Source organism: Nesterenkonia sp. Act20 (genome assembly GCF_019173455.1).
Lineage (GTDB): Bacteria > Actinomycetota > Actinomycetes > Actinomycetales > Micrococcaceae > Nesterenkonia.
Window position 1 is genome coordinate 1,590,125 of the sequence record NZ_JADPQH010000001.1, and the last position, 21,008, is coordinate 1,611,132.

Here is a 21,008-nt window from a genome sequence, read left to right on the forward strand (position 1 = left end):
AGGTGGCCCCCGCTCCGGTGATGGAGCGGGGGCCACCTGTCTCTGTTCTCTGTGCTCGAGTCTGGACCACGTGCCGCGGGTGGGTGATCAGGCCTCGCGCCAGGAGTGCTGCGGCTCGTAGCCGAGTTCGCGTCGGGCCTTCTCGATGGAGAGCAGCGTGTCATGGGTGCCGAGGTCACCCTTCAGCGGCACGTCGGGGAAGACCTCGGCGACGAGCTCGGCATTGGGGCGGGACATGACGGTGTCGGCGGCGGCGATGATGTAACGCTCGAAGCCGGGGCCTGCCACCTGCAGTGCACGTTCGATGGCCTGCGCGCCGTCGCGGGCGTCGATGTACCCCCACAGGTTCCATTTGCGCGCCATCGCATCGGCGTCGAAGTCTGGGAACTCTGCATAGTCCTCAGGGTTCATGACGTTGGAGAAGCGCAGCGCGGTGATGGAGAGCTGCGGGTTCCAGCGCACGAGCTCGATCGCCATCTGCTCCTCGAGGTGCTTCACCAGCGAGTAGGTCGACTCGGGGCGGGCGGGATACTCCTCATCCACCGGGATATAGGGAGGAGGAGTATCGAAGGGCAGACCGAGCACGGTCTCGGAAGAGGCGTAGACGATGCGCTCGATGCCCAGCCGGATCGCAGCCCAGAAGACGTTGAAGCTGGCGGTCATGTTGTTGTGGAAGGTGGCGGCGTCCGGACGGATCCCGGGAGCGGGCACCGCTGCCAGGTGCACCACGGCATCCACGCCGTCGTGCTGATCACCGACTCCTCCGAGAGCGTCGATGACCTGGCCGTAGTCAGTCAGGTCCAGCTTCACGAAGCCTGGTCCGCGAGCACCCGCCACGTCGAGACCGAGAACCTCGTGTCCGGCCGCGCGGAGCTCCCGGGCCACGACACTTCCGAGCTTGCCTGTTGATCCTGTGACTGCAATTCTCATGCCGCCACGCTACTTCACATGGAGCGCTACTTCACATAGGGCGTGCCGTTCGCAGCCGGGGGCCTGATCCGTCCCACGAAGCCTGCCACCGCGAAGATGGTGATCACGTAGGGCAGCATGAGCAGCGCCTCAGAAGGCACCGGGGTGCCGATGGCTGCAAGCACGTTGCCCAGTGAGGTGGAGAACCCGAACAGCAGGGCGGCGAGCACAGCGCCGATGGGGTTCCAGCGTCCGAGGATCATGGCGGCCAGGGCGATGAAACCAGCTCCCGCCGACATCTCCTTGCCGAACGCCAGTCCCTGACCGATGGTGAAGAAGGAGCCGCCGAGTCCGGCGATGCCCCCGGCGAGGATGACGTTGTAGACGCGCATCCGGTTGACCTTGATGCCCACCGTGTCTGCAGCCTTGGGGTGCTCTCCCACGGCGCGGGTGCGAAGCCCCCAGCGCGAACGGAAGAGGAAGACGTTGAGGACAGCCACCAGGACGTACATCAGATAGACCAGGATGGTCTGGTCGAAGAGCACCGGACCGAGCACGGGGATCTGGGAGAGCAGCGGAATCGGCAGCTCGGGGAGCTGCTGCCGGGTGTTCCACAAGCCCGGGTTGTCCGATAGCGCAGTGGAGAACAAGAACCCGGTCAGCCCGATGATGAGCACGTTGAGCACCACGCCGACGATGATCTGGTTGACCTGGTACCTCACCGAGAAGAAGACCAGCACGGCACCGACCATGGCGCCTGCCAGCGGCGAGAACAGCAGGCCCATATAGGCGTTGGTGAAGACCGAGGCGGCGACGGCGGCCAGGAACGCCCCGGCCAGCAGCTGGGCCTCGATGGCGATGTTGATGACGCCGGAGCGCTCACCGACCAGGCCGCACATGGCCCCGAAGATCAGCGGAACCGAGAGCGCCAGGGCCCCGGTGAGCATGGTGACCAGCGGGATCACCGCACCGCGGTCGGCGCCGGCCCAGACCAGGAATGCGAGCACGAAGAGGACCCCGAAGAGCAGTGGCAGCCAAAGACCTGTGCGCGCTCGGCGAGCAGCCTGCCGGAATGCGAACGCCGCGAGGGCGAGCAGGACGGCGGCGAGCACCCATCCCGCGGGACGAGAGGGCAGCTCGATGATCGGGATCTCGAAGAAGTCCCCCGCCGAGGCCATCCTGAAGTGCGTGCGACCGCCGGCGGGATTGGTCAGCGCGAAGATCAGCCCCAGCACCGCGAGGATGGCATAGGTGATGGGGTACTTCCAGGAGATGGGGCGCACTCCGGTGGGACTGTTCTTCGGCGATTCTGCCGCGACGGCAGTGGTCTCAACGGTCTGGCTCACTTGTCCGCCTCCTGTGTCGTAGTCGGCGCTGAACCGGAACTGGCCGTGGCGAGGGTGGACTCGCGCGAAGCTGACTCGTCGGCTCCGCCGGCTTGTGCCCGGCGACGATTCTTCCTCAGCCGCGGTCGCCCGTCAGCGCGGGGCAGGAAGAAGATCGTGCGCACCAGCGGTGGGGCGGCGATCATCAGCACGATCACTGCCTGGAGCACCAGGACGATGTCGATCGGCGTCCCCGTCTGGGCCTGCATCAGAACACCGCCGGCGCGCAGACCGCCCAGCAACAGCCCCGCCAGGAAGGTACCCAGGGGCTTGGAACGCCCGAGCAGCGCTACGGTGATCGCATCAAAGCCGAGCGAGCCCGCGATGCCTCCGGCAATACGGTACTCGGTGCCCAGCACGTGGGCTGCTCCACCGAGGCCGGCGAGCCCACCGGCGACGATCAGGACCAGGGCAGTGGCCTTGGTGACGTTGATCCCTGCGGTGCGGGCTGCCTCGGGGTTCTCCCCGATGGCGCGGAATTCGAAACCGATCGTTGAGCGCTCCAGCAGCCACCAGACGAAGACGGTCGCGAGGATAGCGATGAGGAATCCGGCGTGGAGCCGGAATCCCGGGCCCAGCAGCGAGAAGAGCTGGGCCGAATCGTCCACCGAGCTGGAGAGCGGCTGGTTGGAGCCCGTCTGCTTGAACCACTCCTGCTTCAGCAGCCAGGCCAGCAGGTAGATCGCGATGTTGTTGAGCATGATGGTCACGATGACCTCGTTGGCCCCGGTGCGCGCCTTGAGCACACCGGCGATGCCGCCCCAGATCGCGCCGCCGATGATGCCTCCGGCGAGCGCCAGGAGAACATGCAGCCCGACCGGCAGCGAGAGGGCGTAGCCGAGGAAGCCGGCAGAGGTGGCACCCAGGATGATCTGTCCCTGTCCACCGATGTTCAGCATTCCGGACCGAAAGCCGATGGCGATGCCTAGGCCGGCCAGGATCAGCGGCACGGAGTAGACCATCGTCTCGGTCAACGGACGGATGGCACGTTCCACCGAGGAGGCCTGCCAGTCGAAGACGGCGCCGCGGAACAGTGAGGAGTACGCCTCACGCAGCACTTGGAAGGAGGTTTCGAGGAAATCGGTGGGCTGAGCGAAGAAATAGCTCAGACTCCCCTGGACCTGCTCGTTCGCGCCGAGGATCAGCACGGCTCCGACCACCAGCGCGACGACCACGGAAAGCACCGTCACCAGCCAGGAGGTCTGGCCCAGGTCGCGGAGGGCACGCGAGAGACGTCCCTCGGCCTCGGCCCACGGACCCTCCTGCTTCGACGTCTGGGCAGGGGAAGTCCCCGGCTGGGACCCTGAATCGGTCACTTGTTCTCCTCTGCTTCGGCCATCTCATCGGCCTCGGACAGCATGGTGTGGTGGGTGGCTGCCTGCTGCTTGGCCTCTTCCAACGGAACGCCGGCCATCATCAGACCCAGCACATCTCGGCTCGTGGTCACCGGAACGATCCCCACGATCCGCCCGCGGTACATGACCGCAATCCGGTCAGCGAGGTTCAGCGCCTCGTCAAGCTCGGTGGAGACGATCACACACGGGGTGCCCTTGTCCCGCTCCTCGATGACCGTGCGGTGCACGAATTCGATGGAGCCGACGTCGAGGCCTCGGGTGGGCTGGCTGGCGACGAACAGGCGGAGATCCCGGCTCATCTCGCGGGCCAGGACGACCTTCTGCTGATTGCCTCCGGAAAGCGTGGAGATCGGGGCATCCACGCTGCCCATGCGCACGTCGAAACGTTCCGCCTGAGTCTGTGCTGCCTTGCGCATCACCGGCAGACGAAGGGCCACGTTTCCGGGGCCGCCGGCATAGGGAGCTGTGTCATACATGTCCAGCACATAGTTCTCGGTGACGGTGAAGGCGCCGATCACGCCGTCGGTGCTGCGGTCCTCGGGCACGAAGCCCAATCCTGCAGCCAGTCGCTGCTTGACGCTGAGCGGGGCCAGGTCCTGATCATCGAGCAGGATCCGGCCGGCCACGGGTTCGCGGATGCCCAGGATCGCCTGAGCGAGTTCGCTCTGGCCGTTGCCGTCCACGCCCGCGATGACGAGGATCTCTCCGCGCCGGACCTCAAGGTCCACGTTGTCGACCACGACCTTGTCCATCGGGCTGAGCACGGTCAGTCCCTGCACCGAGAAACTGACATCTCCGGGCACGGCGGGCTCTTTGGCGGTGGTGAGATTGACTTCGCGGCCCACCATCAGGCCCGCGAGCTCTGTCTCGGTGGACTTAGGAGTGGTCTCCCCCACCACTGCTCCGCGTCGGATCACCGTGATGCGATCAGCCACGGCACGCACCTCGCGCAGCTTGTGCGTGATGAAGACGATGGACGTCCCGGAATCCCGGAGCTGTCCCATGATGGTGATCAGCTCATCGGTCTCCTGCGGGGTCAGCACCGCAGTGGGTTCATCGAGGATGAGCACCTTCGCGTCACGGGAGAGCGCCTTGATGATCTCCACGCGCTGCTGAGCGCCGACCGGCAGGTCTTCGATGCGGGCATCGGGGTCCACATCGAAGCCGAAGCGGCCCGAAATCTCCAGCACCTTCTCACGTGCCTGCTTCATATCCATGATGCCGGCGGCACGGGTGGGCTCGTAGCCCAGCGCCACCGACTCGGTGACGGTGAACACCGGGATCAGCATGAAGTGCTGGTGCACCATGCCGATCCCCGCGGCCACAGCGTCCCCGGGCCCGTTGAAGCTGACCGGCTCATCATCCAGTCGAATCTCACCCTCGTCGGGAGCGTAGAGCCCGTAGATGGTGTTCATCAGGGTGGACTTGCCGGCCCCGTTCTCACCGAGCAGAGCGTGGATCTCGCCCGGTTCGACGGTGAGTGATATCCGGTCGTTCGCGGTGAAGGAGCCGAACCGCTTAGTGACCCCTCTCAGCTCAAGCTTCATCTCTGCGGTGTCACCAATCAGCTCAGCGTTGGGTCAGGAAGGGGCGTTCTCGGATTCGACGACTGTCTCGCCGTCGATGATCTCCTGGCGAAGCTGCTCGATCGCATCCTGCACCTCGGAGGGGACCTCATCCTCGAAATCGTGGAAGGGGGCCAGGCCGACGCCGTCGTTCTCCAGCGTGCCGACATACGGCTCGCTTGTGAACTCTCCGGCGACGCCCTCTTCGATGGTGGCGTACACCGACTGGCCGATCTCCTTCATCACCGAGGTCAGCATGATGTCAGGAAAGTCGGTGGACTCATAGCCGTCGGAGTCGACCCAGATCATCTTCGCATCGGCATCTTCCAGAACGGGCCCTGCGCCGACACCGGCGTTGCCGGCCACCGGCATGATGATGTCGGCGTCCTGGCTCAGCAGCTGCTCGGTGACCTCGCCTCCCTGGGTTTGGTCGCTGAAGTCGCCGGAGAAGGTTCCCGACTGCTCTTCCTTGTCCCAGCCGACGAGCTCGACGTCGGCGTCGTTGTCCTCGTTGTACCGTTCCACTCCGTCGGCATAGCCGTCCATGAACACGGTCACCGAGGGGATCTGCACGCCGCCCCAGGTGCCGACCGTTCCGGTCTCGGTCATGGCGGCGGCGACGTAGCCGGCCAGGTAAGCAGCTTCACCGGTGTTGAACACCAGCGGTTTGCCGTTGGTGAGCTCCCCCTCGAGCTCCTCCTCGTTGAAGTAGGAGTCGATCAGCGCGAAGTTGGTGTCCTCATTGGACTCTGCGGCGAGGCGCAGGCCCTCTTCCAGGAGGAAGCCGACCCCGAAGACGACGTCGCAGCCCTGCTGGACCATAGTGTCCACGTTGGGCGCGTACTCGGACTCTGCGGTGGACTGCGCCTCGGCATGATCGATGCCAAGCTCATCGATGGCCATCTGCAGTCCCTCATAGGCGGACTGGTTGAACGAACGGTCGTCCCAGCCACCCTCATCGGAGACCACACAAGCCTTGTAGTCGGTCCCCTCGGAAGCTGCGGCGTCACCGCCCTCGGACTCTTCCTCGGGTGCCTCACCGCAGGATGACAGGACAAGTGCTGCGGCTGCGGTCATGGCGAATGCGCCGCTGGTTTTGAAGGACCTCTTCATGGGGATGCTCCTCATGGTGCAAGAACGGCACCCAGGTGGGTGCCGTGAAACGAGTGATGCAGGCAATAGTACGACACATTTCCACATCAAACATTGCGTGGATGTTTCTGAGATGTTCACCGGCGCAACGGGGCCTTCAGGGGTCAGTCAAGCTGCTTGGACGTGGTGTCGGGAGCGAGTTTGAGCATCAGCAGCACCGCTGCGATCACGACGATGAGGCAGATTCCGAAGGCACCAGCGAGCCCGAAGGTCGGTTCCATCCAGGCGATGAAGACCAGCGGGCCCAGCCCGGCTCCGATCCGAGAGATGGTCGAGGCCCAGCCGAATCCCGAGCCGCGCAGCTCGGTGGGATAGAGCTCTGAGACGTAGGTGTAGAGAACCGGAATGCTGATCTGGATGACCATGCCGAACCCAAGCAGGAGCAGCAGCACAGCCGTGGGCAGGTGCATCGTGAGTCCGAGCACCACCAGCATCGCCGTGGCGAGCGGCGCAGAGACGGCGAGGAGTGCCCGACGCCCGGTGAGCTCGACCAGGACGGTGGAGATCACCACGCCGAGAAGTCCGACGGCGGCCATCCCCGCCGTCCGGATGAAGGCCTGGTCCTGCTCATAACCGGCTTCGATCAGCAGTGTGGGCATCCACTGGATGGCGATGTAGTAGACGGTCATGATCGCGAGGAAGAGCACCCAGGAGACGGTGGTGACTCGCCAGCTGTGGGCCCACACCAGCTTGAGCTGCTCGCCGATGGCGCTGAAGCTCAGCTTCGGCGGTGCCTGGGTGGGCGCGAGCGCGTACTCACGCACCTCTGCGCCGGTGCGCGTCACCATGGAGTCGATGACCCTGCGGGCCTCGTCCATCTGGCCCTGCCGCATCAGATACATCGGGGATTCGGGGACGAAGAGCCGCACGGCGAAGACCAGGAGCGCGGGCAGGATCATGGCCAGCAGCGGCAGCCGCCAGTCTCCCCAGGTGCCGATGAGCCAGGCGGAGACGAAGCCCGCGAGCGCGGCTCCCAGCGGCCACCAGCCGTCCATCGCGGTCAGGACGCGCCCGCGATGCTTGGCAGTCGTGAACTCGCCCACCAGGGCGTAGTCCACCGGGATGCAGCCACCGAGTCCGACGCCTGCCAGGAAGCGGAACAGCACGAACCATTCGAGGCTGCCGGTCAGGACCCCTGCCAGCGTGAACACCGAGAAGATCAGCAGGGTCCATGCGAACGCCTTCTTGCGCCCGATCCGATCCGCAATGGTGCCCCAGAGAACCGCCCCCACCGCCATGCCGATCAGGTTCGCGGTGCCGATCCAGGCGGCATCCGAGGAGGTGAGGTTCCACTCTTCGGAGAGCAGCGGGATCAGGATGCCGTTGAGCGAGACGTCCCAGGCGTCGAACATGAACCCGAGCCCGCCGACGATGAAGATCCGTCCCTGCGTGTTCCACCGCCAGGGCAGATTCTGCAGGACCGATTCTCCCGTAGGCAGCGCCGTCGAAGGCGTCGAGGTGTTCTGGTGCACGAGGAGAGTGTAAGCCACCGGACCTGGCCACCGAGCTCTGCGTGAACGACTCCGCTCGCTCGCCACGGAGTGACCCGTACAGCTCAGTCCAGCGTGCCGGCGCGGAAACCGCGGGCGGCGCTCTCCAGCTCCTCGGCCGTGCGCAGCAGCTGGTTCGCCCGCTCGGTCAGCCGACGGGCGGACTCGGGACTGTGACGCTCTGAGCCTCCGGCCCAGAGAGCCTGACCTCGGGCGACCACGCGGCAGAAGGCACCGGCCCGGTCGAAGGCTGAGTCAATGTCACCGCGATACATCCCGGCGAGCACCAGGTCCGCCAGGCGGTCCATCTCCTGTGCGGTGGGCGGCTCGGCCACACCGGCGATCGCATGCGGCGCGGAGTCGGTCTTGCCGAGTGTGTAGTACTCGCTCATCCGCTGTGGGTCCTTGTTCACGGCGGCGCGGATCGCGTAGATCCTCCAGAGACCGCCTGCCAACGAGTGCGCGGGTGAATCGGACCAGAGCTCGGCGATCGCCTCGATGCCTTCGGTTTCGGCCAGCCGGATGAAGCGCTCGGTCACCTCGGGATCATCGGAATCCCGACCGTGGAACACCAGTGCGTGGGCCGTGTCGTGGGCCGCCTGGGAGATGATGGCGGGGTCGGCCCCGCCCTCCCGCTGATCGAATGCTGCTGGTTCGGTGTACCTGGGCCTGCGGTGGCGAGGCTGGCTGCTCATCGCGTCCTCCTTGAAGAGATTCGCTTCGGTCCGTCGTCGGCATCATCGCCGCGCTCGCATGGTGTCCGTCATTATGCCGCAGGCCGCGGCGGCGATACCATAGGGCACGTCTTCAGGGGCTTCTGAAGGGGCCTTTAGCTCAGTTGGTAGAGCATCGGACTTTTAATCCGCTGGTCGCGGGTTCGAGTCCCGCAGGGCCCACCGGCCTCTGCCGTAGAAGACAGCGATGCCCAGGTCCACGCTACGGCGTTGACCTGGGCATCGCTCATTCTCCAGCGCAGATGAGGGGCCCGGAACCGCTCCCCCTCAGACGCTCACGACCCAGTTGACCTCGCCCCCGGACAGGGAGCACACTGGAGGTGTGCCGGGCTGCGGTAACCCCCGGGCTCCATTCTCGAGCCGCTTCGAGCGGCCACGCGCCGTGAGGCGTTCCCAGCCCGGCACACCCCCACTCTTGACGCGCAGCCGCCTCGCGGTCCGTGTTGCCTCGCCTCTGGCCGCTGACCTGCCGCTCCCTGCTCCAACGTCTCAGAGATGTTCATCTGCGCGCTATACACTCGGGGCCGACACGTCGACACTCGTTCACCCTGGGGACACGCACCGCATGATCGTACGCAGAGGCCAGCGCAAGCCTGAGGCCACCGACCTTCTCGCGAGCATCGCTCGTGAAGTCCGCGTCGGCGTCCAGCTGATCTCCCAATTGCTGGGGAGCGCCCACGACGATCGAGCGGCTCTCCGAGAGCAGCTGATCGAGCTCGAAGGTCGCGCGATGGATCTGCATTTCAACCTGATGACCCATATTCGCAGCGTCTTTCTGACCCCGCTGCCGCGCCAGGACATCTATGCACTCTCCCAGCAGCTGAACCGCACCATGGAGCACGTGGTGGCCGCCGGTGACCTCATTCTGGCGCGCCCCACCCTCAGTCTTCCTACGCAGAGCGCTGATCAGCTGGAGACGCTCAGCCGTCAGCTGGACCTCACGGTGGCAGCCATGTCTCGTCTCGAGGACTTCGACCTGCTGGAGGAATATTGGATTCAGATGCAGCGTCTGACCAAGCAGGCGAACCGTACTCATCGCGTGTGGATGACGTCGAGTGACAATGCCTTTCAGCCCAACATCGCACTGCAGCAGGCCCAGATAGCCAATGCCCTCCTCGCCGCCGTCGAGGATCAGCGTGCGGTGGCTGTGACCGCTGGTTCAATCATCGTCCGCGAGTCCTGAGGCCGCGTCGTGGAGAACCTGCTGTTGGGGCTCATCTGCGTCCTGCTGGCCCCGAATGCGTTCATTGCAGGCCTGCACGATGTTCCCAACGCGATCGCCATTCCGGTGCGCACCCGTGCACTCACGGCTCGCGCCGCGACTCGGATGGCCGCAGCATTCAACGCCTTGGGTGTCCTGCTGGCGCTTCCGCTGGGCATCTACCTCTATACCTGGTTCGAGTTCCCGCGCATGGAACCGAGTCTGCTGCTCGCCGTCGTGCTGTCGGCCTCGGTCTCTCTGCTGGGCTGGAACCTGTTCACCTATGTGCGCGGGATGCCCACATCCACCACACACGCGCTGCTCGCCGCTCTTCTCGGCGGTACTGTGGCCGCCTCCGCCGTCGCCGACCTGGACATCGCTGAGGTGTTGGCGATGCCATGGGTGGGCGTAGCCATGACACTGCTGCTCTCACCTCTGGTCGCCTTCGGCCTCGCCTACCTGCTGGTATTCCTCGCCGTCCGCTTCGCCCGCGGGGAGGATCCCGACGCGGTGAACGCCACCTCTCGGATGGCACAGTCGGTCAGCGTCGGAGTGACCTCACTGGGCACCGGGCTGCAGCAGGGCCAGCGACTGTCCTTCGTCCTGCTGACCGCGCTGGTCGCCGCGCAGGTGGAGGATGCTCAGCAGTGGCTTCCTTATGTCTATGTGGCTTTCGCCGTCCTGATCGGCGCCGGCTGCCTGACCGGGGGGTGGCGCATCGGACACACGTTGGGACATCGTCTGGTGGACATCGATCCGCTGCGCGGCATGGTCGCCACGACGACGACCTCCGCGCTGCTGTTCATCGGTTCACTGGGCTTTGCGCTGCCGCTGTCGACCTCGCTGACAGCGGCCTCGACCATCATCGGAGCCGGTTCGAATCAGCGGTTCGCCACGGTGCACTGGCGACAGTTTCGGCGAATCTGCTTCTACTGGGTGTTGACCCCGCTGGCTGCAAGCACCGCGACTGCACTCTTCACGCTGGCCATGAGTCCTCTGCTGGGCTGAGCGGGCCGGTGGACAGAGGTCCACTCAGCCGCGACAGCTCCAGATCACCCGAAGCGGCCCGAGACGTAGTCTTCGGTGGACTTCTCTGCCGGGTTGTTGAAGATCGAGGACGTGTCGTTGTACTCCACGAGCCGGCCGATACGCTTGCCTGACTCCTCGTCGACCCCCGCGGTGAAAAAGGCCGTCGTGTCAGAGATGCGAGCCGCCTGCTGCATGTTGTGGGTGACGATGATCTGCGTGTACTCCTGCTTGAGGTCAGTCATCAGATCCTCGATCGCGGCTGTCGCGATCGGGTCCAGCGATGAGCAGGGCTCATCGAGCAGGATGACATCCGGCGAGGTGGCGATGGCGCGTGCGATACACAGGCGCTGCTGCTGCCCGCCCGAGAGGCCGAATGCCGATCCCTTCAGGTTGTCCTTGACCTCGTCCCAGAGCGCCGCGCGGCGCAGCGACTGCTCGACGAGGTCGTTCATGGAGTCGACCTTCATCTTCGTCACGCGGGGCCCATAGGCGACGTTGTCGAAGATGGACTTCGGGAAGGGGTTGGGCTTCTGGAAGACCATCCCGATCCGGCGTCGCACTTCGATGGGGTCGATCTTCGGCTGGTAGATGTCCTGCCCGTGATAGGTGACCTCACCTTCGACCCGCGCCTTGGGGATCAGGTCGTTCATCCGGTTCAGGCTGCGCAGAACGGTGGACTTGCCGCAGCCTGACGGTCCGATGAGCGCGGTGACCTCATGACGGTTGAAGTCGAGGTTCACCCCTGACACGGCATGGAAATCCCCGTAGTACACGCCGAGCTCCCTGGCCGCCATCACTGGGGGCACATGACCGCGGGTATTGCTGGTGGTTTCGGTGGTGGTCTGCGAAGTCATTTGTCAGTGGTCCTTGTCATTCAGGGGTGAGGACGGCGAAAAGAGGGGTAGGCCGGAGTGGGTCACAGGTCGAAGCGCGAGTAGCGGTTGCGCAGCCAGATCGCGGCGGAGTTCATGATCAGCAGCACCACGATCAGCAGGATGACACCTGCAGCGGCCAGTTCGCGGAACTCCGGCTGTGGACGTGAGGCCCACTGGTAGATCTGCACGGGAATCGCAGTGTAGGCACCGGCGAAGGCGCTGTCCGGGTTGAAGGTCACGAAGGTGGTGGCACCGACCAGGAGCAGCGGAGCGGTCTCACCGATCGCCCGGGACATCGCGAGGATGGTGCCGGTGATCATGCCGGGGACCGCAACTGGCAGAACCTGGTGCCATACGGTCTGCCATTTCGTGGCTCCCATGCCATAGGAGGCCTGCCGGATCGAGTCCGGGACCGCCTTCAAGGCTTCACGGGAAGCCAGGATCACGGTCGGCAGAACCAGCATCGCCAGGGTCAGCGAACCTGCATAGGCCACCGGCCCGAACGCAAAGCCCTCACGGACCACGTAGGCCAGACCAAGGATGCCGAAGACGATGGAGGGCACTGCGGCGAGGTTCTGGATGTTGAGCTCGATGAAGCGATTCCACCAACGCTCGGTGTCCGCGTACTCCTCCAGGTAGACCGCTGCAGAGATCCCCAGCGGAACCACGGTGACCAGCACACCCACCATGAGGATCACGGTGCCCCAGAGGGCTGACTGCATCCCCGAGGTCTCCGGGTTCAACGTGGAGGGCATCTGGGTGATCAGGTTCAGATCCAGGCGTCCCCGTCCCAGCCACGCGGAATGGATGATCAGCGCCAGGAGCGTGACGAACGCGATCACGATGCACAGGATCAGGACGTACTTGAACAGCTGCTCTTTCCAGATGCCTTTTCGCTTGCCCATGGCGATGCGCCTGGTCGTGTCACGGGCGACGGTGGACGCCTTCTCGGCGCGCGTGCTCATCATTCGTACTGCTCCCGGAATCGACGGACGAGGGCGATGGAAATCATGTTCATCAGGAAGGTCATGGTGAACAGCAGGGCACCCACTGCAAAGATCGTGAAGTAGACATCGGTGCCGACGGAGATATCGCCTGTTGCGGTCCGCCCGATGAAGGCGGTCATCGGCAGCACCGACTCATTCGGCATGAGCGTGAGGTTGGGACTCGCGCCGGCGGCCAGAAGCACCACCATCGTCTCGCCGATCGCTCGGGAGACGCCCAGGACGAATCCAGCCACGATGCCGGAGAGCGCCGCGGGGACGACGACCTTGGTCGCCACCTGCATACGAGTGCTGCCGAGACCATAGGCGCCCTCTCGCAAGGATCGAGGCACCGCTGACATGGCGTCCTCGGAGATGGAGGCGACCGTCGGGATGATCATGACGCCCAGCACGAGGCCCGCAGCACCGGAGGAGAAGATGCCCGGAGCATCTCCGAGATCCCCTGGCAACCAGGTCGGCCAGTTGTCGCGCAGCAGCGGAGTCACGAAGATGAAGGCGAAGATGCCGTACGCCACCGTGGGGACACCTTCGAGGACCTCCAGGACGGGCTTGAGCACCTTCCGGGCTCGTCGGCCCGCGAACTCGCTGAGGTAGATCGCCGCACCCAGGCCCGCGGGAATCGCGACGATCAGCGCGTACATGGTCACGTTCAAGGTGCCCACAACGATGTTCCACACCCCGAAGGAGGGTGTGGCCAGGGCGGGCGCCCATGGGTCCGCGGAGAAGAACGCGCGGAAGTCGACTCGGCTGAAGAACTCGGGCAGCGGCGTGAAGAGGGCCAGAACGATACCGACCGTGATGATGACCGAGGACAAGGCACAGAAGCCGAGCCAGAAGTGGATCAGCTTCTCACCCCACCGGGATGACTGCGCGACCAGGACCACGCTGGGTCGGTCGGTTCGCGTCGTGGTGCTCACCTATGCTCCTTCTACTTTCATATACGCAAGGAACGGAGGCCCGGTGCCCTGTAACGGGTACCGAGCCTCCGCGGCAGGGTCGATCAGTTGGTGATCGAGTCCACGGCTTCCTGGGCCTCGGCTGCCTGCTCCTCGGTCAGCGGGATGAAGTTCGCCGCCTCGGAGATGGCTTCGCTGTTCTCCAGGGTGAAGGCCATGAAGTCCACGACCTCCTGGCGCTCCAGCGCGACGTCCGAGGGATACATGAACAGCTCGCGACCCAGTGGGTTGTAGCTTCCGTCCTGGACCGTCTCATTGGAGGCCTCGACGCAGTCTCCCTCTTCGTTCTCGATCTCCAACGCTCGGATCGGCTCACCCTCGGCCTCGACCACGTAGGACAGCGGCACGAAGGACATGGCAAACTCATTGCCGGATGTGCCGCTGATCGCCGCGAAGTCGTCCTCGCCGATGTCGTTGTAGTCGTCGCGGATGTTGCCCGACTCGCCGTTGATCGCTTCGGTGAAGTAGTCGAAGGTGCCCGAGTCCGTGCCGGGACCGTAGAGTTCGATCGGCTCATCCGGGTAGGAGGGATCAAGGTCCGACCAGTTCATCAGCTCGGAGTCCTGGTTCCAGATCTCGGAGAGGTCGTCAGGGCTGATGCACTGGAGGAAGTCGTTCTCTTCGTTGACGATGACCGTCAGTCCGTCATTGGCCACACCGACCTCGACGAAGTCGATCCCCTCTTCCTCGCAGGCTGCCACCTCATCCTCAGCGATCACGCGAGAGGCCTCGGAGATGTCGGTCTCGCCGCGGCAGAACTTCTCGAAGCCGCCGCCGGTGCCGGAGGTGCCCACCTGGACCTGGATGCCCTGGTTCTCTTCCATGAAGAGCTCGGCCGCCGCCTCACCGAACGGCGCCACCGTGGAGGAGCCATCGATGACGACGTTGCCCGAACCGGCGTTCTCGCCCTCTTCGGCGCCAGCCTCGGAGTTCGGGTCAGCGTCGCCGTTGCCGCAGCCCACCAGGGCCAGGGTTGACACTGACAGGATGGCCGCTGCTCGACCAAAGGTTCTCATCTTCACGTATATGCCTCTCGTGTGATTCATCAAGCGCAAGGAAGCGCCGTGCTTAAGTCTGTTTCGGTTCCCCTCGGTGCCTCCGGCGAACCTTGACTCACACTAAGCAGGACAGGTGACTTGGCGACCCTGCTCAGGTGTCCCCCTTGCCCACGTTGGGTGAACGGTTGGTGAACAAGCTTCGGCTTCAGGTGTGAGCCGGCTCGTATCCCCGATCCGTCCTGCGGAATAGACTCTGGGGGTGACATCTGAGCGCAGCACCGACTCCTCGCTGACTCGTGCGCGCCGTTTCACCACACGTCGAGCGCGGGTGGGACTCCGCAGGGCACGGCATTCGGTGATCCCCGCTCTGCAGATGACCGTTGCCGGGGTCGGAGCCTACACCGTGGCGGAACAAGTTCTGGGGCATGAGGCCCCCCTCTTCGCCGCCATCGCGGCGCTGATCGCCCTGGGATTCTCCAAGGAACCCCGGATGCGCAAGGTGCTCGAGGTCAGTGTGGGGTGCACTCTCGGCATTCTGATCGGCGATGTGCTGCTGCAGCTGTTGGGGTCCAACCTGGCCACTGCCGCGCTGGTCCTGTTCCTCTCGATCATGCTGGCACGATTCCTCGACCCGGGCCCGGTGCTGGCGATGCAGATGGGACTCCAAGCTCTGCTGGTGGTGCTGATCCCACCGCCGGAAGTGGGCCTGCTCGGTCCCTTCACCCGCAGCGTCGATGCCATAGTCGGCGGGGCGGTGGCTCTGCTGATCACCCTGCTGACCCCGAAGGACCCCAGACGGGAGCCCATCGCCGAGCTCAAGAGTGTCGTGGATTCGATGACCGCCTCACTGCGCGACGTCGCTGAAGCCGTGCGCAGCTCCGACTCACGCCAGGCCTGGCACTCGCTGATCCGCTGCCGTGGTCTCCAGCCGCAGATCGACGAGCTGCGGACTGCCGTGAACTCGGCCAAGGAGCTCACAAGCTTCTCCCCCGCCTACCGCAAGCACCGGCACTACGTCCGGCACATGGCCGAGGTCTCCGATCAGGTGGATCTGTCCGTGCGCAGCATGCGGGTGGTGGCGAGGCGGATCATCAGCACGGTGGACAACGCGTCACTGACCGACGCCGGCGTGGAGAATCTCTCAGCCGTGCTGGATGAATTCGCCGATGCCTCGCTGTTGCTCTCCCAGGCCGTCTCGGAGCCTGGCTCTGCCTACGCGCAACGCATGGAAACCGCTCAGGAGGCGCTGGCAGCGCTGGCGCAGCGCCTGCACCCCAAGTCACTCGGGATCGTGACCTTGGAGGGTGAGACAGTCGTGCTGCTGCTGCGCACGCTGGTCGTGGACCTGCTGCAGGCGGCCGGGTCCACCCACGAAGATGCCCGCGATCAGCTTCCCGAGCTCTGAGTCCCGGAAGGCCTCATAGCTGCAGGATCATGCGGGTGTTGCCCAGCGTGTTCGGCTTGACCCGGGCGAGATCGAGGAACTCAGCCACGCCTTCATCGGGTGACCGGAGCAGCTCGGTATAGACCTCGGGGTCGAGGGTCTGTTGGTCGTCCATGATTCCGAACCCGTGGCGGGTGAAGAACTCGACCTCGAAGGTCAGACAGAAGACGCGGCTGACGCCGAGCTGCTGGGCGCGACTGGTCAGCTCCTGCAGCAGCGCGGAACCCACTCCGTGGCCGCGCCAGCGTGAATCCGTGGCCAGGGTCCGCACCTCGGCGAGGTCCTTCCACATCACGTGCAGCGCACCGAAGCCGACGAGGGTGCCGTCCTCGGCCTCGGCCACCATGAATTCCTGGATGGCCTCGTAGTAGGCGACGGCCTCTTTGGGCACGAGCACCCGCTGATCGACCAGCGGCTCCGCCATCCCCATGATCGCTGAGACATCGGCTGTGCGCGCAGGCCTGGTGATGAAGGAACCCATCTGCTCAGTCTAGGTGGCGGAACACTCAGCCCTCGCTGAGGATGAACTCCTGCGGCTCCGAGCGGACTCCGCGCAGACTCACGGTCAGCTCGTAGCTGCCAGGGCTCAGCGAGCTGTCCGGCTGGGCGCAGTCCTCCGAAGAATCGGAGCGCGGCCAGGTGAAGTTCGCGCGTTCAACCTGCCCGGGCTCCAGCTTCACCTCGAGGTTCTCTCGAGACAGCGAGCACTCGGCAGTGGAGAAGACGATGGCACCGGCATGGGAGACGACGAATTCCTGTTCGGCGGTTCCCAGATCTGCGGTGCAGGCATAATCGGCGGAATTCTCCACCTCCATGACGAGCATCGGCGCGAATCCAGGCGCGTAGGACTCCGAACCCGTCTCTGCGCGGACCAGCAGATCACCGCTGCGGCAGCTGCCGTCCTCCGGAGCCTCGTCTTCAGATTCCTCGGACTCCGGAGCCTCGTTCCCAGAGTCCTCTGCGTCGGGGCTCTCCTCGCCGGAGCCGGTCGAGTCTCCCTCTTCGGGCTCTGCCTCGGAAGCTCCTTCGTCGGCGGAGCCGGAGACGCCGCCAGGTGCGGAGTTCGATCCATCCTCGGACTGGTCTTCGTCGCTGAACCAGCCGACCACGAGAAGTGTGAGCAGACCGCCGAGTGCCATCAGCAGTACGGCGAGGATTCCCACGAAGATGCGACGACGCCTGTACACCTCGGCAGACTGCCGCCTTCGCTTCGAACCCATGGCCCCAGGTTAGCCGAGGTCACCGGGGGTGATTCTCAGCTGAGCAGCCGTTCCCGCAGTTCGCGCACCCGGAGGTGGATGTCGTCGCGGACAAGCTCCATTCGCTCGCGCCCCTCGATGCCGCGCTCACTGGGCTCATCGATCTCCCAGCGCTCAAGGGTGACCCCGTCGAGCTCCTCCACCTCGGCTTCGGCACCGATGACCACGACGTGCCCAGCCTCACGCATGGCTTCCGGCGTCAGCTGCGTGGGGGTCTCACCGGTGATGTCTGCGCCGATCTCCTGAAGCACCTCGGCGGAGAGCGCATTGATCTTCGAGCCGGGCTGTGTGCCAGCCGAGGAGACGACGACGGCGCCTGCTTCTCCGGCGGCGGCCAGATCATGACGGAGCAGCCCGGCGGCCATCTGGGACTTGCCGCCGTTCTTCACACAGACGAAGAGCACCGCAGGGGTCTCGGTGCGCGGAGCCGCCGCGGCGACCGGAGCGATCTCCTCCTCAGCCCCGCGAACCGGCTGATCGGCGGGGTGGGTGGAGGCATCCTGGCTGTTCAGGGAGGCTCGTTCTGTCACTGATCGGTCCTTTCGGTCATGGCGTGGAAGAGTTCGGGCAGCGCGCCCGGCACGAGAGAATAATAGGACCAGGTCCCGCGCTTCTCCCGGGAGAGGAAGCCGGCGTCGACCAGGACCTTGAGGTGGTGGGACACGGTGGGCTGACCCAGGCCCAGAGGTTCGGTGAGGTCGCAGACACAGGCCTCGCCCTTCTGCTCCGCGGCGATCAGCGTCAGCAGGGTGATCCGGTTGGGGTCGGCGAGCGCCTTGAAGCCCACGGCCAGCTCGGCAGCCTGCTCGGGATCGATGGAGACGGTTGCCAGCGCGGTAGCCTGGCAGTCGAGCTGAGTGGTCATGGCATCTCCTTCGATCCTGCTTGCAGCACAACGAAACGGATGGATTGACATCCATCGATGTTTCTGACGATACTCGGAGCATCGAAGTTTGTCGATCTCTTCAGGAGTGCCGTGAGTCAGTCTGCCCCGCCCGTCCCCGACACCTCAGCCGTGGTGGCCAAGCTCTCGCTCTTGGACCGATTCCTGCCGGTGTGGATCCTTGCCGCCATGGGACTGGGGCTCGCTCTGGGAGCCGTCGTTCCCCAGGTGGGCGTCGCGATGGAATCCATGGAGGTCGCCGGAGTCTCGCTTCCCATTGCGATCGGGCTGCTGGTGATGATGTATCCCGTGCTGGCCAAGGTCCGGTACAACGAGACCGGACGGGTGCTCACGGATAAGAAGCTCGTGGTCACCTCCTTGCTGATCAACTGGCTGCTGGCACCCGCCTTCATGTTCGTCCTGGCCTGGGTCTTCCTGCCCGATCTGCCGGAGTATCGGACCGGTCTGATCATCGTGGGCCTCGCCCGCTGCATCGCAATGGTGCTGATCTGGAATGACCTCGCCTGCGGGGACCGCGAGGCGGCCGCCGTGCTGGTCGCGATCAACTCGGTCTTCCAGGTGTTCATGTTCGGGGTCCTGGGCTGGTTCTACCTCCAGGTGCTGCCCAGCTGGTTGGGCCTGGAGACCACGTCCGCGGAGTTCTCCATCGTCGCCATCACCGTCTCGGTGCTGGTCTTCCTCGGCATACCCCTGGTCGCCGGGTTCCTGACCCGCACGCTGGGCGAACGCGTCCGCGGCCGCGAGTACTACGAGTCCAAGGTTCTGCCGAAGATCGGTCCTTGGGCGCTCTACGGCCTCCTCTTCACCATCGTGGTGCTGTTCGCCCTGCAGGGTGAACAGGTGCTGACCAACCCCTTGGACGTGGCGCGGATCGCGCTGCCGCTGCTGGTCTACTTCGTGGTGATCTTCGGCGCCTCCATGGTCATCGGCTGGCTGCTGCGGATGGGCTACGAGCGCACCACCACCCTGTCCTTCACCGCCGCCGGCAACAACTTCGAACTCGCCATCGCTGTATCCATCGCAACCTTCGGAGCCACCAGCGGACAGGCGCTGGCCGGCGTCGTGGGCCCGCTGATCGAGGTCCCCGTCCTCGTCGCCCTGGTCTATGTCGCGCTCTGGACCCGGCGGTTCTTCACCGGCTCCAAGACCCCCGCCGATCAGGTCGGCGCCATGGCCGCGACTCCCCCACACTCCGTCTGATCGCTTCCACTGAGCTGACCCCCACCACCACATTCTCCGGGAGGAGACCCATGAACAGCCCTAAGCCCTCCGTGCTCTTCGTCTGTGTCCACAACGCTGGACGATCTCAGATGGCGGCTGGATTCCTGCGGGAGATTGCGGGAGATTCCGTGGAGGTCTTCTCCGGCGGAACTGCGCCTAAGGACTCCGTGAATCCCGTTGCCGTGGAAGCGATGGGCGAACTGGGAATCGACATCTCCGAGAACCTGCCGAAGAAGCTCACCGATGATGCAGTGAAACAGTCAGACGTAGTCATCACCATGGGCTGTGGTGACGAATGCCCCTTCTACCCCGGCAAACGCTACGAGGACTGGCAGCTCGATGACCCGGCAGGCCAGAACATCGAACAGGTACGCACCATCCGAGATGACATCAGGGGCCGGGTCCAGGAACTGGTGGGCTCACTGAACGTGGAGGTCTGAAGCGTTCACGCGCCAAGGCCGATGCGGCGGGTCTCTAGACTCAAGGCGATGACATCTCCTGCCACGACCGACGACACGCGCCCGACCGTTCCTGGGTCAGGCCCCCGGGCTGCCCCCGCCACGGCCACTGCCGCAGCCCGGGCGGACCTCGTGTTCACCCCGGAGCCCATGCTGGTCCATGAGCGCGTGATCGACTGGTTCGAGGTCCACGCCAGGGATCTGCCCTGGCGAGCCCCCGAATGTTCCCCCTGGGGCGTCATGGTCAGTGAGGTCATGCTCCAGCAGACCCCGGTGGTGCGCGTCCTGCCGCGCTGGCGGGACTGGATGCAGCGCTGGCCCCGTCCGGTCGATCTTGCTCAGGCTCCGACGGCCGAGGTGCTCACGGCCTGGGACCGGCTGGGCTATCCGCGTCGGGCGCTGCGCCTGCAGGCCGCGGCCCAGGCGATGGTCGAGCGGCACTCCGGTGAGGTGCCCGACACCGCCGAGGCGCTGCGTGAGCTGCCAGGTGTAGGGGAATACACCGCCGCCGCCGTGGCCTGCTTCGCGTTCAACCAGCCCGAGGTCGTGGTCGACACCAACATCCGCCGCGTGCACGCCCGCGCGTTCACCGGAGATGCGCTTCCCGGCAAGACCTACACCTCCGCGCAGCGCAAGCTCGCCGTCGAGCTGATGCCGGCCACAGCGCCCGACGGCGGAGCAACTGCCTGCGCCTGGAACGCCTCGGCCATGGAGCTCGGGGCGCTGATCTGCACCGCTCGCGCTCCCCAGTGCGAGATCTGCCCCGTGGCGGATCTCTGCGCCTGGAGGGCTGCCGGATCCCCGGCCCCCACCGAGGAGCAGCAGACCCGTGGGCAGGGCTGGGCCGGGACCGACCGGCAGGTGCGAGGAGCCATCATGGCCGTGCTGCGCACAGGAGATGCCGTGGAGCGAGACGAGCTGCTGGAGGCTCTCCCGCTTCCCGAGGCCTCAGCCGAGCAGCGCGCGCGCTGCCTGGATTCACTGATCGGTGACGGGCTCGCCGCGCAGACAGAAACCCGCGTCAGTCTGCCCGGAGCCTAGGCGCTGACTCGGCTGAGCCTTCTACGGA

At 65.2% G+C, this 21,008-nt stretch carries 21 protein-coding genes and 1 tRNA gene; 7 read left to right on the top strand and 15 right to left on the bottom strand.

What is annotated here, in order from left to right; translation table 11 throughout:
- Positions 1–87 precede the first annotated feature (87 nt).
- From IY716_RS07305 to IY716_RS07335, 7 genes are all read right to left on the bottom strand, one after another.
- Positions 88–930 carry an NAD(P)-dependent oxidoreductase gene (locus IY716_RS07305; RefSeq protein WP_218220905.1) on the bottom strand — a complete coding sequence of 281 codons (843 nt, stop codon included), beginning with the start codon at positions 928–930 and terminating at the stop codon, positions 88–90.
- Between the two features lie 26 nt (positions 931–956).
- A complete protein-coding gene (locus IY716_RS07310; protein ID WP_218220906.1) occupies positions 957–2,255 on the bottom strand; it encodes an ABC transporter permease in 1,299 nt (432 codons plus the stop codon).
- Positions 2,252–3,610: an ABC transporter permease gene (locus IY716_RS07315; RefSeq protein WP_218220907.1), complete on the bottom strand. Its 1,359-nt coding sequence runs from the start codon at positions 3,608–3,610 to the stop codon at positions 2,252–2,254. The genes IY716_RS07310 and IY716_RS07315 overlap by 4 nt, the downstream gene beginning before the upstream one ends.
- Complete coding sequence (locus tag IY716_RS07320) at positions 3,607–5,196, bottom strand: ABC transporter ATP-binding protein (RefSeq protein ID WP_218220908.1); 1,590 nt, start codon at positions 5,194–5,196, stop codon at positions 3,607–3,609. The genes IY716_RS07315 and IY716_RS07320 overlap by 4 nt, the downstream gene beginning before the upstream one ends.
- Before the next feature lie 33 nt (positions 5,197–5,229).
- Complete coding sequence (locus IY716_RS07325) at positions 5,230–6,327, bottom strand: BMP family protein (RefSeq protein WP_218220909.1); 1,098 nt, start codon at positions 6,325–6,327, stop codon at positions 5,230–5,232.
- Between the two features lie 143 nt (positions 6,328–6,470).
- Entirely contained in the window at positions 6,471–7,838 is a 1,368-nt protein-coding gene (locus IY716_RS07330; protein ID WP_369699621.1) for an MFS transporter, read from the bottom strand.
- An 83-nt stretch (positions 7,839–7,921) separates the two neighbouring features.
- Positions 7,922–8,551, bottom strand: coding sequence for a hypothetical protein (locus IY716_RS07335; RefSeq protein ID WP_218220910.1), 630 nt, complete (start codon positions 8,549–8,551; stop codon positions 7,922–7,924).
- Positions 8,552–8,679: 128 nt separating this feature from the next.
- Here IY716_RS07335 and IY716_RS07340 point away from each other — a divergent pair.
- The 3 genes from IY716_RS07340 to IY716_RS07350 all read left to right on the top strand — a co-directional run bounded on the left by IY716_RS07340 (position 8,680) and on the right by IY716_RS07350 (position 10,799).
- Positions 8,680–8,752, top strand: a tRNA-Lys gene (locus IY716_RS07340).
- Between the two features lie 403 nt (positions 8,753–9,155).
- The gene (locus tag IY716_RS07345) at positions 9,156–9,773 is read left to right on the top strand and encodes a DUF47 domain-containing protein (protein WP_218220911.1); all 618 of its coding nucleotides are present in this window, start codon (positions 9,156–9,158) and stop codon (positions 9,771–9,773) included.
- Positions 9,774–9,782: 9 nt separating this feature from the next.
- Positions 9,783–10,799, top strand: a complete 1,017-nt coding sequence (locus IY716_RS07350; protein WP_218220912.1) for an inorganic phosphate transporter — start codon at positions 9,783–9,785, stop codon at positions 10,797–10,799.
- 44 nt (positions 10,800–10,843) lie between these two features.
- Here IY716_RS07350 and pstB read toward each other — a convergent pair whose 3' ends face one another.
- The 4 genes from pstB to IY716_RS07370 all read right to left on the bottom strand — a co-directional run bounded on the left by pstB (position 10,844) and on the right by IY716_RS07370 (position 14,635).
- A complete protein-coding gene (pstB, locus tag IY716_RS07355; RefSeq protein WP_218221456.1) occupies positions 10,844–11,614 on the bottom strand; it encodes a phosphate ABC transporter ATP-binding protein PstB in 771 nt (256 codons plus the stop codon).
- A 122-nt stretch (positions 11,615–11,736) separates the two neighbouring features.
- Positions 11,737–12,660 (bottom strand): phosphate ABC transporter permease PstA, encoded by a 924-nt coding sequence (gene pstA, locus IY716_RS07360; protein WP_218220913.1) that lies wholly within the window; start codon positions 12,658–12,660, stop codon positions 11,737–11,739.
- The gene (gene pstC / locus IY716_RS07365; RefSeq protein ID WP_218220914.1) at positions 12,660–13,616 is read right to left on the bottom strand and encodes a phosphate ABC transporter permease subunit PstC; all 957 of its coding nucleotides are present in this window, start codon (positions 13,614–13,616) and stop codon (positions 12,660–12,662) included. The genes pstA and pstC overlap by 1 nt, the downstream gene beginning before the upstream one ends.
- A gap of 83 nt (positions 13,617–13,699) precedes the next feature.
- The gene (locus IY716_RS07370) at positions 13,700–14,635 is read right to left on the bottom strand and encodes a PstS family phosphate ABC transporter substrate-binding protein (RefSeq protein ID WP_369699622.1); all 936 of its coding nucleotides are present in this window, start codon (positions 14,633–14,635) and stop codon (positions 13,700–13,702) included.
- Positions 14,636–14,912: 277 nt separating this feature from the next.
- Here IY716_RS07370 and IY716_RS07375 point away from each other — a divergent pair, with 277 nt between their 5' ends.
- Complete coding sequence (locus IY716_RS07375; RefSeq protein ID WP_369699623.1) at positions 14,913–16,058, top strand: aromatic acid exporter family protein; 1,146 nt, start codon at positions 14,913–14,915, stop codon at positions 16,056–16,058.
- Between the two features lie 13 nt (positions 16,059–16,071).
- Here IY716_RS07375 and IY716_RS07380 read toward each other — a convergent pair whose 3' ends face one another.
- Genes IY716_RS07380 through IY716_RS07395 form a run of 4 tightly spaced genes read right to left on the bottom strand, consistent with a single transcriptional unit; the run spans position 16,072 to position 18,221 of the window.
- Positions 16,072–16,578, bottom strand: coding sequence for an amino-acid N-acetyltransferase (locus tag IY716_RS07380; RefSeq protein WP_218220916.1), 507 nt, complete (start codon positions 16,576–16,578; stop codon positions 16,072–16,074).
- 25 nt (positions 16,579–16,603) lie between these two features.
- Positions 16,604–17,317: a hypothetical protein gene (locus tag IY716_RS07385; RefSeq protein ID WP_218220917.1), complete on the bottom strand. Its 714-nt coding sequence runs from the start codon at positions 17,315–17,317 to the stop codon at positions 16,604–16,606.
- A gap of 35 nt (positions 17,318–17,352) precedes the next feature.
- Entirely contained in the window at positions 17,353–17,886 is a 534-nt protein-coding gene (locus IY716_RS07390; RefSeq protein WP_369699624.1) for a low molecular weight phosphatase family protein, read from the bottom strand.
- Complete coding sequence (locus IY716_RS07395) at positions 17,883–18,221, bottom strand: helix-turn-helix transcriptional regulator (RefSeq protein WP_218220918.1); 339 nt, start codon at positions 18,219–18,221, stop codon at positions 17,883–17,885. The genes IY716_RS07390 and IY716_RS07395 overlap by 4 nt, the downstream gene beginning before the upstream one ends.
- 111 nt (positions 18,222–18,332) lie before the next feature.
- On the opposite strand from IY716_RS07395, the gene arsB reads away from it, so the two are divergent.
- The 3 genes from arsB to IY716_RS07410 are packed head-to-tail and all read left to right on the top strand — an operon-like array spanning position 18,333 to position 20,980.
- On the top strand, positions 18,333–19,460 hold the full coding sequence (gene arsB, locus IY716_RS07400; RefSeq protein WP_369699625.1) for an ACR3 family arsenite efflux transporter: 1,128 nt from the start codon (positions 18,333–18,335) through the stop codon (positions 19,458–19,460).
- Positions 19,461–19,510: 50 nt separating this feature from the next.
- Positions 19,511–19,921, top strand: coding sequence for an arsenate reductase ArsC (locus IY716_RS07405; protein ID WP_218220919.1), 411 nt, complete (start codon positions 19,511–19,513; stop codon positions 19,919–19,921).
- A 48-nt stretch (positions 19,922–19,969) separates the two neighbouring features.
- The gene (locus IY716_RS07410) at positions 19,970–20,980 is read left to right on the top strand and encodes an A/G-specific adenine glycosylase (RefSeq protein WP_369699626.1); all 1,011 of its coding nucleotides are present in this window, start codon (positions 19,970–19,972) and stop codon (positions 20,978–20,980) included.
- The last annotated feature ends 28 nt before the right edge of the window (positions 20,981–21,008 follow it).

Bases quoted from the DNA above. Each gene is read 5' to 3' on its own strand.
- IY716_RS07305 (WP_218220905.1), bottom strand. From the start codon at position 930: ATGAGAATTGCAGTCACAGGATCAACAGGCAAGCTCGGAAGTGTCGTG.
- IY716_RS07320 (WP_218220908.1), bottom strand. From the start codon at position 5,196: ATGAAGCTTGAGCTGAGAGGGGTCACTAAGCGGTTCGGCTCCTTCACC.
- IY716_RS07325 (WP_218220909.1), bottom strand. From the start codon at position 6,327: ATGAAGAGGTCCTTCAAAACCAGCGGCGCATTCGCCATGACCGCAGCC.
- IY716_RS07335 (WP_218220910.1), bottom strand. From the start codon at position 8,551: ATGAGCAGCCAGCCTCGCCACCGCAGGCCCAGGTACACCGAACCAGCA.
- IY716_RS07345 (WP_218220911.1), top strand. From the start codon at position 9,156: ATGATCGTACGCAGAGGCCAGCGCAAGCCTGAGGCCACCGACCTTCTC.
- pstB (WP_218221456.1), bottom strand. From the start codon at position 11,614: ATGGCGGCCAGGGAGCTCGGCGTGTACTACGGGGATTTCCATGCCGTG.
- pstA (WP_218220913.1), bottom strand. From the start codon at position 12,660: ATGAGCACGCGCGCCGAGAAGGCGTCCACCGTCGCCCGTGACACGACC.
- IY716_RS07380 (WP_218220916.1), bottom strand. From the start codon at position 16,578: ATGGGTTCCTTCATCACCAGGCCTGCGCGCACAGCCGATGTCTCAGCG.
- IY716_RS07385 (WP_218220917.1), bottom strand. From the start codon at position 17,317: ATGGGTTCGAAGCGAAGGCGGCAGTCTGCCGAGGTGTACAGGCGTCGT.
- IY716_RS07395 (WP_218220918.1), bottom strand. From the start codon at position 18,221: ATGACCACTCAGCTCGACTGCCAGGCTACCGCGCTGGCAACCGTCTCC.
- IY716_RS07405 (WP_218220919.1), top strand. From the start codon at position 19,511: ATGAACAGCCCTAAGCCCTCCGTGCTCTTCGTCTGTGTCCACAACGCT.
- IY716_RS07410 (WP_369699626.1), top strand. From the start codon at position 19,970: ATGACATCTCCTGCCACGACCGACGACACGCGCCCGACCGTTCCTGGG.